Source organism: Ensifer sp. ENS03, assembly GCF_014852035.1.
GTDB classification, from domain to species: Bacteria; Pseudomonadota; Alphaproteobacteria; order Rhizobiales; family Rhizobiaceae; genus Ensifer; species Ensifer adhaerens.
Genome location: NZ_JACVAV010000002.1, coordinates 198,484 through 210,449, shown reverse-complemented (window position 1 = coordinate 210,449; position 11,966 = coordinate 198,484). Strand labels below are relative to the sequence as shown.

Genomic DNA, 11,966 nt, shown 5'->3' with positions numbered 1-11,966 from the left:
TGCCCCTCCTTCCGGATCAGTTTTCATGGCGCCAATCGTTTCCGTTTCCAATCTGTCGAAGACTTATGCCTCCGGCTTCAAGGCGCTGAAGGGCGTCAGCCTCGATATCGAGGAAGGCGAGATCCTGGCGTTGCTCGGGCCGAACGGCGCCGGCAAGACGACGCTGATCTCGATCATCTGCGGTATCGTCAATCCGAGCGGCGGAACGGTGATGGTCGGGGGGCACGACGTTGTGCGCGATTTCCGCGAGACCCGCGCGATGATCGGGCTCGTGCCGCAGGAGCTGACCACCGACGCTTTCGAAACCGTCTGGAATACGGTCACCTTCTCCCGCGGGCTGCACGGCAAGAAGCCGAACCCCGCCCATATCGAAAAGGTGCTGAAGGACCTGTCGCTCTGGGACAAGAAGGACAACATGCTGCGCGAGCTTTCGGGCGGCATGAAGCGGCGCGTGCTGATCGCCAAGGCGCTGTCGCATGAGCCGCGGGTCCTCTTCCTCGACGAGCCGACGGCCGGCGTCGACGTCAACCTGCGCAAAAGCATGTGGGACGTGGTCGAGCGGCTGCGCGCCTCGGGCGTGACGATCATCCTGACGACACACTACATCGAAGAGGCGGAAGAAATCGCCGACCGCATCGGCGTCATCAACGGCGGCGAGATCCTGCTGGTCGAGGACAAGGCGGCGCTGATGTCGAAGCTCGGGCGCAAGCAGTTGCGCGTCGATCTCGCCCATCCGCTGGATGGCGTGCCTGACGTGCTCTCGGGTTACAACCTGACGCTCGAAGGCGACGGCCATTGTCTGATCTACGATTATGACACCAGCGCCGAGCGGACCGGGATTACCACCTTGCTCGCCGCCTTGGCCGAAGCCGGCATCAGGCTCAAGGACATTTCCACGCGACAGAGCTCGCTGGAAGACATTTTCGTCGAAATCGTGGGGGCAGGGCGATGAACATCGAAGCGATCAAGTCGATCTATTTCTTCGAGATGGCCCGCACCCGCCGCACACTTCTGCAGAGCGTGGTGTCGCCCGTTATCTCCACGTCGCTCTATTTCATCGTCTTCGGCGCGGCGATCGGCGGCCGCATCCAGGAGATCGACGGCGTTTCCTATGGCGCCTTCATCACGCCCGGCCTGATGATGCTGACGCTTCTGACCCAGTGCATCGGTAACGGGTCCTTCGGCATCTATTTCCCGAAATTCACCGGCACGATCTACGAGGTGCTTTCCTCGCCGGTCTCGATGGTCGAGATCGTGCTCGGCTATGTCGGCGCCGCGGCGACCAAGGGGATGATGATCGGCACGATCATTCTCCTGACGGCATCGCTCTTCGTCGACCTGACGATCGCTCATCCCTTCGTCATGGTCTTCTTCTTCGTGCTGACCGCGATTTCCTTCAGCCTGTTCGGCTTCATCATCGGCATCTGGGCCAAGGATTTCGAGCAACTGAACCTGATCCCCATGCTGGTGATCCCGCCGCTCGTCTTCCTCGGCGGCAGCTTCTATTCGGTGAAGATGCTGCCGCCCTTCTGGCAGGCCGTCAGCCATTTCAACCCGGTGCTGTACCTCATCAGCGGTTTCCGCTGGAGCTTCTTCGAGGTGTCGGACGTCAACCCGATCTTCAGCGCGGTGATCATCATTGCCTTCCTGACTGTCTGCATGTCGGTGCTCGCCTGGATCTTCCGCACCGGCTACCGCCTGCGTAACTGACTTCCGTCGGTCTGGTCAGGGTGCTAGCGCCGGTACGGCTCCACTGGCATAGGCGATGATCGTGCTGGCGACGGCCATCGCGAGCAGCGCCTGAAGAATCGTGACCACGACGTGGAGGAGCGACCGCACGGCGGAGAGCCCGAGGTCGGCCATGAACCAGCGCGTTTCGGCAACGATGTACCAGACGATCGAAGCGACCACGAAGGCGGCGCCGACAGTGGTGAAGGCGTTGTGCCCGGCCAAGAGCAATTGGCCACCGAGGCTGATGGCAAAAGCGAAGGGTGCCGTGACGTAGCACTGGCTGAAGAAGGGCGGACGCAGCGTCTCGCGTGTCAGCTTGGCACCCTTGTTGCGCAAGAGCTTCACGGCCATCAGCAGAGGCAGAATGCTGAAGGCGACAGCCCGAAACATCAGCAGGTTGGAGTCGGAGGCAAGCAGCGACGTCGGCGCCCAGGGAACTGCGCGGCTGACGAGACCGAGCTCCAGCCCATGCGCCAAGAGCAGCGTGATCAGCAGAAAAAGCGGCGGGCTCAGCGCATCCGAGTACTGCTCCGGCAGGTCGTCGCCGAGCTCGACGTCGGCATAGCGCATCATCGCCTGCGGGTGGCGCAGCGTGCGCCACAGGGTGAGCGGATAAAACAGCAGCCAGCAGACGAGCTCATAGAGCAGTTCCTCGATCGACTTCAGCAGTCGCATGAAATCCATGCCGTGCTCCCCTTGCTTCTATGCGTGGCACGACCGCGCGCCGGGGCCGATGCCGATCAGTCGCGCAGACGCAGCTCGTCGGTACGCATCTGCAGCATCTCCAGCGTCGACAGGAAGCTCATGCCGAGCAGGCTCTGATCGAGCTTGCCCTTGGCTGCGACCGTTGCGCCGATGTTGCGGCGGGTGATCGGGCCGATCGAGATCTCCTGAAGCATCACGGGGGCTGCCTGGGCCCGGCCATTGGCTGTCATGACCGTGACGATATAGTTGAGGTTGGCCGGGTCGAGGCCGATCTTTTCCGCATCTTCATAGGTGAGCGCGATGTTGCTGGCGCCGGTATCGACCAGCATGCTGATGTCCTTGCCGTCGACCGTCGCAGTGGTCTCGAAATGACCGTTCAGCATCTTCTGCAGCACCACTTCCTGCTGTCCCTCGCTGTCAGTGATGATGGTGGCGCGGCCGGGGATGAGGCCGGCGAGCAGGCGGTTGCCGAAGCCCTCCAACTCGAAGCGGTAGACATAGGCCGAGACCAGCGCCAGAACGACGAAGAGCCAGATGGCGATCTGACGCAGGCCTTCGCCGAAGCGGTGGCGGCTCTGCAGGATGCCGGCGCCGATCAGCGTGGCGATGGCGCCGAGCGAGACCAGTTGCCCGAACTGGTCATTGGCAAGCCCCATGGTGCGGCCGGTGTCGTGGTTGATGATCAGCAGGATGAGGCCGATGGCCAGGATCGAGAGCAGGATGGCAAGACGGGTCATGCTTCGCCGCGTTCCCTCGCCATGCGCGTGCGTCGGGTTTCGCGCCGCGGCTTGCGTTCGACGGTCTCAAGCCGCGCAGGCAACGCGCTCATGATCGCGCGGCGTTCGGCATCGGTATAGAGCGTCCAGCGTCCGACTTCGTCGCGGGTACGGCCGCAGCCGAAACAGTAGCCGGTCTTGTCATCGATCGAACAGACGAGAATGCAGGGAGATTCCATGGGCGTGCTCAGTTTTCCCTTGATATATCGATGTTTCAAACCGTCAGCGCAAGGGCACCGAGCACGGCGATTTCGGTCAGTTGCTGCGTCGCCCCGATCGTGTCGCCCGTTTGTCCGCCGATCTTGCGCATCGCCAGCCGAGCGAAGCCCTTGACCGTGGCAAGGAATGCGACGAGCGCCGCGATGACGCCGAGCGCCGGGACCTGCGCGAGATAGAAGAACAGCATTGCGACAAGAAGTCCGAAGGCAAGCGCGAAGCGCGTGGCCGCCGGTTCCGGCTCGCCAGCCGAGGCCGCGACGCCGCCGCTGCGCGCCGGCGGAAGCGACGACCAGTGCCAAACCATGGCGGCGCGGCTGAGGCACGCTGCGCCAAGGATCGCCATGGCGGCGCCCAGCGGCGAAAAGAGCGGCAGGATCGAGGCGAGCGCCGAGACGCGCAGGCCGAAGGAGAGGATGAGGGCGACGGCCGCATAGGTGCCGATGCGGCTGTCCTTCATGATCGCGAGCGCCGCTTCGCGGTCGCGACCGCCGCCAAAGCCATCGGCCGTGTCGCCAAGCCCGTCTTCGTGCAGTGCGCCGGTGACAAGCGCCTGGATGGCGACGACGACAAAGGCGGCAAAGAGCGAGCTCACCTGCAGCGCCATGAGGGCCATGGCGACGGCCGCCGATGGCAGTGCGATCGCCAGGCCGGCGAGCGGGAAGGCGCGCACGGCACGGCTCAAGCGCCCGTCATAACCTTCGAAATGGCGCGCAGGCATCGGGATGCGGCTGAGAAAGCCGATCGACCGCGCCACATCGTCACAGAAATCGCCAACGAAGCCCATGGCTCCTCCAAGGTTGCGGCCATTGACCCGGCCGCTGCCAAACTCGCCGACTGCGGCGAGTCTCGCAAGCCGGACGGGCGCACCCGCGAGGGCCGCGCACACTTTTCCCAGACCTTTCATAGGCCGTCTGCGACCGCTCGCGGATCGAGACGGCGACGCCGATTGGCGCAAATGTCGTTGCCCGAATTTTCGGCGCCCTCTATGAGGGGCGTAGATAGAGCTTCACGATGATGCAAGGATTCCTCCCATGAGTGCTAGCGGCCTGCCGTTTGATGATTTTCGCGAATTGTTGCGCAACCTGCCGGGCCCGGATGCGGCAGCCCTTGTTGCCGCGCGGGAGCGGGACGCCCAGCTGACGAAGCCGCCGGGTGCGCTCGGCCGCCTCGAGGAAATCGCCTTCTGGCTCGCCGCCTGGACGGGCAAGGCGCCGGTGGTCAACCGGCCGCTGGTGGCGATCTTTGCCGGCAACCACGGCGTCACCCGCCAGGGCGTGACCCCGTTCCCGTCATCCGTCACCGCACAGATGGTCGAGAATTTTGCCGCCGGTGGCGCTGCGATCAACCAGATCTGTGTCAGCCACGACCTCGGGCTGAAGGTCTTCGACCTCGCACTCGAATACCCGACCGGTGACATCACCGAGGAAGCCGCGCTGTCCGAGCGCGATTGCGCCGCGACCATGGCCTTTGGCATGGAGGCGATTGCCGGCGGCACGGATCTTCTGTGCATCGGGGAAATGGGCATCGGCAACACCACGATCGCGGCCGCGATCAATCTCGGCCTTTATGGTGGCACGGCCGAAGAATGGGTCGGTCCGGGTACCGGCTCCGAAGGCGAGGTGCTGAAGCGCAAGATCGCCGCGGTCGAAAAGGCCGTGGCGCTGCATCGCGATCACCTGTCCGATCCGCTCGAACTGATGCGTCGCCTCGGCGGTCGTGAGATCGCGGCCATGGCTGGCGCCATCCTGGCCGCCCGCGTCCAGAAGGTACCTGTCATCATTGACGGCTACGTGGCGACCGCTGCGGCTTCGATCCTGAAGGCGGCCAACCCGTCGGCCCTCGACCATTGCCTGATCGGCCATGTTTCGGGCGAACCGGGGCATCTGCGCGCGATCGAGAAGCTCGGCAAGACGCCGCTCCTGGCACTCGGCATGCGGCTTGGCGAAGGCACGGGCGCGGCCCTTGCCGCCGGTATCGTCAAGGCGGCGGCTGCTTGCCACAGCGGCATGGCGACCTTTGCCCAGGCCGGCGTCAGCAACAAGGAATAGTGAAGTTCCGGCCGGGCTTTGCAGGAAGGCCGGCCGGTTTCTGTCCAAGGCCTGTCACGGGCGCGAAGCTGTCGCGTGCCGGGCCTTGATGGATGCGTCCTTCTCGCCTATCCAAAGCGCAAATGCGCGCCCTAGCTATAGTCTTGGGTGCCTGCAACCGAGACCGCCTTGCATTCGCCTCAATCACGATGTCGAAGCAAGCACAGTTTCAAGCCCTGTCGAGACGAAATGGACGCCAAGAACACCACGCACCGCATTGGACAGACGGGTCCTGTCGAGAAGCAGACCGGCATTCGGCATCTCTTTGCCGCTGCGAGCTATTCGCTCGGCGGCGCCAAGCGGCTGATCGGCGAGGCTGCCTTTCGCCACGAGCTGATCGCCTTTGCCGCCGCGATGATCGCTTTCATCATCGTCGGCGCAACCTTCTTCCAATATGTGGCGATGGCGATCCTGTTCCTGCTGATGATGGCCTTCGAGGCGATCAACACGGCAATCGAGGAAATTGTCGATCGCGTTTCTCCCGAAATCTCGGAAATGGGTAAGAACGCCAAGGATCTCGGCTCCTTCGCCTGCCTCTGCCTGATTGTCGCCAACGGTGTCTATGCCGCCTATGTCGTGATCTTCGACGGCTTTATGAACTGACCGGCTAGCGGGCCGGCGCCTTCACCCGATAAAGCACATGCGGACGCAGCGGGTTGCCCCCGGGCACCGTGACGTCGTCGAAATCATCGGCCGGATCCGAGCGCATACCCAATCTTTCCATCAGTGCCCGCGAAGGCTGGTTGATGCGCGAGGTATAGCCGATAACCTCGGCAAGGCCGAGTGTGCGCCATGCATGGTCCAGGCAGGCGCTCGCCGCTTCCAGCGCGTATCCTTGCCGCCAGTAGGGGCGGGCAAGGATCCAGCCGATTTCGACATGCGGTCCGCCGGGGATTTCGTCTCCAGCCTCAGAAAGGCCGAGACCGCCGATCAGCGCACCATCGGATTTGCGTTCAACGGCGAGGAAGCCGAAGCCGCGGTCGGCGAGATGGCGGGCGCAGTCGGCAATCATCGTTGCCGTTTCGTCGCGCGTCAGAATGGCCGGATAGTAGTAGCGCCGGACTTCGGGATCGGCATTGGCAAGCGCGAAAGGCGCGATATCGCGTTCTTCCCAGGGCCGAAGCCTGAGGCGCTGCGTTTCGATGTGCATGGATCAGGCGAAGCTCTTGCGGCGGCGAACCGGGGCTGCGACATCCTCGATCGCCGGCAGGCTTTCGAGCACGCGGCGCGCCGGCAGGATGGCGATCGCCTCTGTTCCTTCGCGCAGCTTCGAGCGCAGGATGAATTCGCCATTGTGCTTGGCGAGGATGGCCTGGACGATCGGCAGGCCGAGACCCGTGCCCTGTTCGGCGCTCTTGATGGCGATCGAGCCCTGGCCGAAGGCCGAGAGCACGATCGGGATTTCTTCCTCGGGAATGCCGGGGCCGTTGTCCTTGATCGAGAGATACTGGCCGCCGCCCGCGGTCCAGCCGACCTTGAAGGTGACTTCGCCGCCGGTATTGGTGAACTTCACGGCATTCGACAGCAGATTGAGAATGACCTGGCGCATCGACTTTTCGTCGATCCAGACCGAGGGCATGCCGTGTTCGAACTGCTGGTGGATGGCGATGTTCTTGGCGCGCGCCTTCAGTTGCACCATGCCTATGCAATCCTCGGCGATATCGACCAGGCTGACCGAATCCTCGTTGAGGTCGTAGCGGCCGGCCTCGATGCGCGACAGGTCGAGGATCTCGTTGATGAGGTTCAGCAGGTGCTCGCCAGAGCGGTGGATGTCGTTGGTGTATTCCTTGTAGGTCGGGTTGCTGAGCGGGCCCAGAACCTCTGTCGACATCACCTCGGAGAAGCCGAGAATGGCGTTCAGCGGCGTGCGCAGCTCGTGCGACATGGATGCGAGGAAGCGCGACTTGGCGAGGTTTGCTTCTTCGGCACGCCGGCGGGCTTCGTCGGACATCGACTTTGCAACTTCGAGTTCCGCGATCAGGTCGTCCTTTTCCGATTGAACGGAGAGGATGTGCACGCTTGCGCGGTTCATGCGGTCCGTCATCAGCACCAGAAAGAGCAGCGACAGCGAGATGACGCCGGTGAGCCCCATATAGATCACGTCGCCGGTCGTGAGCGATGCAAAGGCGAGGGCTGCCACGACCGGGGCGAAAGTGTAAAGGAGCGCATTGCGCAGCAGGAACGTGCCCATAGCGGTCGCAGCAAGCGCGACCAGCAGCACCGTGCCCTCGAAGAAGCCGAAGCGCACGTTGCCGCAGCTCGCGCAATCCTGTGCGACGAAGGTCGCCCAGCAGAGGCCCATCAGCACCTGGCCGAGCAGGAAGCGGCGGCGCCAGACCGGAACCTTCTCGGCGCTGATGTCTTCCCGGCGTGCCTTGCGCGCAAAGAAGAGCGTGACGGCATGGGCCGAGAGCGTCATGACCGCCCAGAGGACGAAACCGAGATTGCCGGAGAGATAGATACCGACCGCCGCAATCAGCGTAACAAGCACCGGAATGGCGATCGCGCCATGCAGAGCACTGTCGATGTAGAGATTGAGCATCTCGCGCTCGAAGCCCGAGGGCACCGACGAGCCTGTCTGCAGCCGCTCACGCGTCGCGCGGACCGTCCTCGAAACGGCCTTGTTTCGATGGCTACGCGATTTGTCGACGATAATCTTATCGGTCGATGTGCTGGCAGCGATACTCATGCTCATATGCGACGGTTGCGATTGCGTTTCAGTCTAGTGAGCAATCCTTAAGAAGTTGCTGCGGTGCGTGAAGGATTCGACAACCATTGTGGCGCAGCCGTGTTCAGGTCGTGATGGATCGCGCTGCATGTGAGGTTCCTTCTCTAATCTTTTGGAATCGACCATGTTTATGACGCGCTGGTCTGCGAGGCAGTCCCGCGGCAATCGAGGTTAGGGCAGGCGTGAAATTCGGACGGACGACATATCGGTTTCCCAAGGGCCGCGGCAGGTCCCGCGGTCATGCGCCGTCCGGCGGACGTGGCGGCATGGCCGGCGGATGGATCATTCTCATCCTCTTGGCGATCGGCGCCTTTGTCGCCGACAGGCTGCCCGTCGGAGAGCGATCTGCGACCGGTTCGGCACGGGGCGCGGCGATTGCGAGCGACGGCGACAGCCTGCGGATCGACGGTAAACGCGTCCGCATCGAGGGCATCGACGCGCCGGAGCTCGACCAGACCTGCAGGCGCGATGGCGTCGCCTGGGACTGCGGCCGCGAGGCGCGCGACCGATTGCGGGCGCTCGTCTCGGCGGGTGATGTGCGCTGTCGGTTTCACGGCCGCGACAAATACGGCCGCGAGCTCGGTGTTTGCGATGCGGCCAACCGCGATGTCGGGCGCGAGATGGTGCTTTCGGGCTATGCGGTGAGCTACGGGCGCTATGAGGCTGAGGAGGCAAGGGCAGAACGGGAGCAGCGCGGGCTCTGGGCCGGCGAGTTCGTGAAACCGCAGGAGTGGCGCCGGACGAACGGTCATCCCGACGAGGGGCCGCACCTCATCGACGGCTGGCTTGCGGCGATCCGCAGCTGGCTGCTCGAACGCCTGACCGCACTTTTTTCCGGTATCGCCGATGCCTGACGACCGCATTGCTCAACTCGATCGGTTGCGGGCGGAAATTTCGGCCTGTCGCATCTGTCGCGACAGCCCGCTGCGCGGCGAGGCCGACCGGCTGCCGCACGAGCCGCGGCCGGTGGCGGTGATCTCCACTGCGGCGCGCATCCTGATCGCCGGGCAGGCGCCCGGACTGCGCGTGCATGACAGCGGTCTGCCGTTCAACGATGCGTCCGGCGATCGGCTGCGGCAATGGCTGGCTGTCGATCGCGAGAGCTTCTACGATCCGGAGAAATTCGCGATCGTGCCGATGGGTTTTTGCTTTCCGGGCTATGACGCCCATGGCAGCGACTTGCCTCCGCGGCGCGAATGCGCGCCGCTTTGGCGCCACCGGGTGATGGAGCAGATGCCGCAGGTGGAGCTGGTGCTGGCGATCGGCCACTATGCGCAACGCTGGCATATCGGCCCGGACTGTCCGAAATCGATGACCGAGACGGTGAAGAACTGGCGGCGCTACGCGATGCGCAACGCCGTGCCGGCGATCCTGCCGTTGCCACATCCGAGCTGGCGCAACACCGGCTGGCTGAAGCGAAATCCCTGGTTCGAAGCGGACGTGCTGCCCTTCTTGCGCGAACGTGTTTTCGTTCTCACGAACTGAAACAATTTTCTTTATCTTCATCAATTTCGCGCTATAGAGGGAAAAATAATTCGAGAGGGACTTTTATGGATCGCCTAGACCGCAAAATCCTGCGCCTGCTGCAGGAGGATTCCACGCTGGCCGTTGCCGACCTCGCCAAGAAGGTCGGGCTTTCGACCACGCCGTGCTGGCGGCGTATCCAGAAGATGGAAGAGGACGGCGTCATCCGCCGCCGCGTCGCGCTGCTCGATCCGGTGAAGATCAACACCAAGGTCACGGTCTTCGTGTCGATCCGTACGAACTCCCATTCGATGGAGTGGTTGCGCCGCTTCTCCGAGGTCGTGTCCGAATTTCCGGAAGTCGTCGAGTTCTACCGCATGAGTGGCGACGTGGACTATCTGCTGCGTGTCGTCGTGCCTGACATCGCCGCTTATGACGCCTTCTACAAGCGCATGATCGCCAAGATCGAGATCCGCGACGTTTCCTCCGTCTTCGCCATGGAGCAGATCAAGTATACGACCGAGCTGCCGCTCGACTACATGATGATCGACCAGGCGAAGTCCAGCGAGGACTGACCTCAGCTAGCAGACTCAGGCGAGGCCAAGCCTTGCCAGGATCTTGTCGTTCGACAGTTCGCGAACCGCGTCCTTGCCCGTCCAGCGGGCGGCGCGGTTCGAGCTTTCCGCCAGTCGCTTTGCAAGCGCGAGGGCCGGGCCGTGGCAGGCGGCGTTGCGCTTGCCGATCTGCCGGAGCGCCCAGTTGACCGCTTTCTTCACGAAGTTGCGCTCGTCGCCGGAATGCTGCTCGATCAACGGCAGCCAGGCGAGAAGCGCTGCGTCCGGTTCTTTCTTCAGGTGAACTGCAGCCGTCGCGATCATCGCAAAGGCGATGCGGCGGACGAATTCCCGTTCGTCGGCTGAAAATTCCGGGATCAGTTCGCGCTCGAAGCGCGCGGCAATAAAAAGGTCGGCGACGGTATCGACCACTTCCCAGGAATTGCAATCTTCCGCCCAACGGCGCGCCTCGGCGAGCGTCAGTACTCTCGGATCGGCGGTGAAGGCGGCCAGGATGCGCGCCTCGCGAATGCCGGATTGCCAGAGCTCCAGCGCCCGGCGGTGATCGGTCTTCACCAGCCGGGTGATCTTGTGCAGCTCGATATTGGAAAGCCCGATGGCAGTGTCGGTGACGATACCGAAACGTGCCATGCCGGCGAGATTGTCTTCAGAGCCGAGAGACCGCAGGTGAGCGATGATCTCGCCCGCGGTCGAGGACGGGCTAAGGCTCACTTTTCGAGGCGGGCGAGCAGCGAGGACGTATCCCAACGGTTGCCGCCCATTTCCTGCACATCGCCGTAGAACTGGTCGACCAGCGCGGTCACCGGCAGCTTGGCGCCGTTGCGGCGGGCTTCGGCGAGCACGATGTCGAGGTCCTTGCGCATCCAGTCGACGGCGAAGCCGAAGTCGTACTTGCCGGCATTCATCGTCTTGTGACGGTTTTCCATCTGCCAGGAGCCGGCTGCCCCCTTGGAGATGACGTCGACGACCTTCTCGATGTCGAGACCCGCCTTTTTGCCGAAGTGGATGCCTTCGGCGAGCCCCTGGACGAGGCCGGCAATGCAGATCTGGTTGATCATCTTGGTGATCTGGCCGGCACCGGCCGGACCCATCAGGCCGACCATGCGGGCAAAGGCTTCGATGACCGGCTTGGCGCGATCGAAGGCGGCTTCGTCGCCGCCGCACATCACCGTCAGAACGCCGTTTTCGGCGCCTGCCTGGCCGCCGGAGACCGGGGCATCGACGAAGTGGGCATTGCGGGCCTTGGCCGCTTCGTAGAGTTCGCGGGCGACCTCAGCGGAGGCCGTGGTGTTGTCGATGAAGACGGCGTTGGCCTTCAGCTTTTCGAAGGCGCCGTCCTTGGCCGTCGTTACAGAGCGCAGGTCGTCGTCGTTGCCGACGCAGCAGAAGACGAAATCGGCGCCATCGGCGGCCTCTGCCGGGGTACGCGCCGCGCGACCACCGAACTCGGCCGCCCACTTTTCGGCCTTGGCGAAGGTGCGGTTATAGACCGTCAGCTCGTGACCGCCGCGGACCTTGAGGTGACCGGCCATGGGGTAGCCCATGACGCCGAGACCGATGAATGCAACCTTTGCCATTTTCCGAATACTCCCATTGCTTTCGCCTTGGTGTAGCCGATGGCGCGGGTGCGGAAAAGAGAGAAGGGGTATCGTGCGATGCTCCCTTCTCATGATGCTGTCAT

Annotated in this window: 15 protein-coding genes; 7 read left to right on the top strand and 8 right to left on the bottom strand. The window is 63.3% G+C overall.

Going from position 1 to position 11,966, the window contains the following annotated elements:
- Positions 1-25 precede the first annotated feature (25 nt).
- Complete coding sequence (locus IB263_RS07645; protein ID WP_034795212.1) at positions 26-952, top strand: ABC transporter ATP-binding protein; 927 nt, start codon at positions 26-28, stop codon at positions 950-952.
- Positions 949-1,710: an ABC transporter permease gene (locus IB263_RS07640; RefSeq protein ID WP_034795209.1), complete on the top strand. Its 762-nt coding sequence runs from the start codon at positions 949-951 to the stop codon at positions 1,708-1,710. The genes IB263_RS07645 and IB263_RS07640 overlap by 4 nt, the downstream gene beginning before the upstream one ends.
- A gap of 15 nt (positions 1,711-1,725) precedes the next feature.
- On the opposite strand, the gene IB263_RS07635 is transcribed toward IB263_RS07640, so the two are convergent.
- From IB263_RS07635 to IB263_RS07620, 4 genes are read right to left on the bottom strand one after another with little or no spacing between them, the layout of a single operon-like run.
- Positions 1,726-2,415: a hypothetical protein gene (locus tag IB263_RS07635; RefSeq protein ID WP_060584982.1), complete on the bottom strand. Its 690-nt coding sequence runs from the start codon at positions 2,413-2,415 to the stop codon at positions 1,726-1,728.
- 56 nt (positions 2,416-2,471) lie between these two features.
- On the bottom strand, positions 2,472-3,173 hold the full coding sequence (locus IB263_RS07630) for a TIGR02281 family clan AA aspartic protease (protein WP_060520665.1): 702 nt from the start codon (positions 3,171-3,173) through the stop codon (positions 2,472-2,474).
- Positions 3,170-3,391: a DUF1289 domain-containing protein gene (locus IB263_RS07625; protein WP_034795186.1), complete on the bottom strand. Its 222-nt coding sequence runs from the start codon at positions 3,389-3,391 to the stop codon at positions 3,170-3,172. The genes IB263_RS07630 and IB263_RS07625 overlap by 4 nt, the downstream gene beginning before the upstream one ends.
- Before the next feature lie 35 nt (positions 3,392-3,426).
- Complete coding sequence (locus tag IB263_RS07620) at positions 3,427-4,215, bottom strand: adenosylcobinamide-GDP ribazoletransferase (RefSeq protein WP_192438146.1); 789 nt, start codon at positions 4,213-4,215, stop codon at positions 3,427-3,429.
- Between the two features lie 247 nt (positions 4,216-4,462).
- Between IB263_RS07620 and cobT the strand changes: the two genes are divergently transcribed.
- Together cobT and IB263_RS07610 are read left to right on the top strand one after the other, a co-directional pair.
- Complete coding sequence (cobT, locus tag IB263_RS07615) at positions 4,463-5,479, top strand: nicotinate-nucleotide--dimethylbenzimidazole phosphoribosyltransferase (protein WP_034795180.1); 1,017 nt, start codon at positions 4,463-4,465, stop codon at positions 5,477-5,479.
- A 228-nt stretch (positions 5,480-5,707) separates the two neighbouring features.
- Complete coding sequence (locus tag IB263_RS07610) at positions 5,708-6,121, top strand: diacylglycerol kinase (protein ID WP_034795175.1); 414 nt, start codon at positions 5,708-5,710, stop codon at positions 6,119-6,121.
- Between the two features lie 4 nt (positions 6,122-6,125).
- On the opposite strand, the gene IB263_RS07605 is transcribed toward IB263_RS07610, so the two are convergent.
- A complete protein-coding gene (locus IB263_RS07605) occupies positions 6,126-6,668 on the bottom strand; it encodes a GNAT family N-acetyltransferase (protein ID WP_112770891.1) in 543 nt (180 codons plus the stop codon).
- Positions 6,669-6,671: 3 nt separating this feature from the next.
- Entirely contained in the window at positions 6,672-8,207 is a 1,536-nt protein-coding gene (locus tag IB263_RS07600; RefSeq protein ID WP_060585245.1) for a HAMP domain-containing sensor histidine kinase, read from the bottom strand.
- A 305-nt stretch (positions 8,208-8,512) separates the two neighbouring features.
- Between IB263_RS07600 and IB263_RS07595 the strand changes: the two genes are divergently transcribed.
- From IB263_RS07595 to IB263_RS07585, 3 genes are all read left to right on the top strand, one after another.
- Positions 8,513-9,100: a thermonuclease family protein gene (locus tag IB263_RS07595; RefSeq protein ID WP_060600883.1), complete on the top strand. Its 588-nt coding sequence runs from the start codon at positions 8,513-8,515 to the stop codon at positions 9,098-9,100.
- Positions 9,093-9,731, top strand: coding sequence for a uracil-DNA glycosylase family protein (locus IB263_RS07590; RefSeq protein WP_089044151.1), 639 nt, complete (start codon positions 9,093-9,095; stop codon positions 9,729-9,731). The genes IB263_RS07595 and IB263_RS07590 overlap by 8 nt, the downstream gene beginning before the upstream one ends.
- A 65-nt stretch (positions 9,732-9,796) precedes the next feature.
- Positions 9,797-10,285, top strand: a complete 489-nt coding sequence (locus tag IB263_RS07585) for an Lrp/AsnC family transcriptional regulator (protein WP_034795162.1) — start codon at positions 9,797-9,799, stop codon at positions 10,283-10,285.
- A 15-nt stretch (positions 10,286-10,300) separates the two neighbouring features.
- On the opposite strand, the gene IB263_RS07580 is transcribed toward IB263_RS07585, so the two are convergent.
- Positions 10,301-10,996, bottom strand: a complete 696-nt coding sequence (locus IB263_RS07580) for a DNA alkylation repair protein (RefSeq protein WP_192438144.1) — start codon at positions 10,994-10,996, stop codon at positions 10,301-10,303.
- The gene (locus IB263_RS07575) at positions 10,993-11,862 is read right to left on the bottom strand and encodes an NAD(P)-dependent oxidoreductase (protein ID WP_192438142.1); all 870 of its coding nucleotides are present in this window, start codon (positions 11,860-11,862) and stop codon (positions 10,993-10,995) included. The genes IB263_RS07580 and IB263_RS07575 overlap by 4 nt, the downstream gene beginning before the upstream one ends.
- Positions 11,863-11,966 lie beyond the last annotated feature (104 nt).

Coding starts and splice junctions, on each gene's coding strand:
- IB263_RS07645 (WP_034795212.1), top strand. CDS start 26: ATGGCGCCAATCGTTTCCGTTTCCAATCTGTCGAAGACTTATGCCTCC.
- IB263_RS07640 (WP_034795209.1), top strand. CDS start 949: ATGAACATCGAAGCGATCAAGTCGATCTATTTCTTCGAGATGGCCCGC.
- IB263_RS07635 (WP_060584982.1), bottom strand. CDS start 2,415: ATGGATTTCATGCGACTGCTGAAGTCGATCGAGGAACTGCTCTATGAG.
- IB263_RS07630 (WP_060520665.1), bottom strand. CDS start 3,173: ATGACCCGTCTTGCCATCCTGCTCTCGATCCTGGCCATCGGCCTCATC.
- IB263_RS07625 (WP_034795186.1), bottom strand. CDS start 3,391: ATGGAATCTCCCTGCATTCTCGTCTGTTCGATCGATGACAAGACCGGC.
- IB263_RS07620 (WP_192438146.1), bottom strand. CDS start 4,215: ATGGGCTTCGTTGGCGATTTCTGTGACGATGTGGCGCGGTCGATCGGC.
- cobT (WP_034795180.1), top strand. CDS start 4,463: ATGAGTGCTAGCGGCCTGCCGTTTGATGATTTTCGCGAATTGTTGCGC.
- IB263_RS07610 (WP_034795175.1), top strand. CDS start 5,708: ATGGACGCCAAGAACACCACGCACCGCATTGGACAGACGGGTCCTGTC.
- IB263_RS07605 (WP_112770891.1), bottom strand. CDS start 6,668: ATGCACATCGAAACGCAGCGCCTCAGGCTTCGGCCCTGGGAAGAACGC.
- IB263_RS07600 (WP_060585245.1), bottom strand. CDS start 8,207: ATGAGTATCGCTGCCAGCACATCGACCGATAAGATTATCGTCGACAAA.
- IB263_RS07595 (WP_060600883.1), top strand. CDS start 8,513: ATGGCCGGCGGATGGATCATTCTCATCCTCTTGGCGATCGGCGCCTTT.
- IB263_RS07590 (WP_089044151.1), top strand. CDS start 9,093: ATGCCTGACGACCGCATTGCTCAACTCGATCGGTTGCGGGCGGAAATT.
- IB263_RS07585 (WP_034795162.1), top strand. CDS start 9,797: ATGGATCGCCTAGACCGCAAAATCCTGCGCCTGCTGCAGGAGGATTCC.
- IB263_RS07575 (WP_192438142.1), bottom strand. CDS start 11,862: ATGGCAAAGGTTGCATTCATCGGTCTCGGCGTCATGGGCTACCCCATG.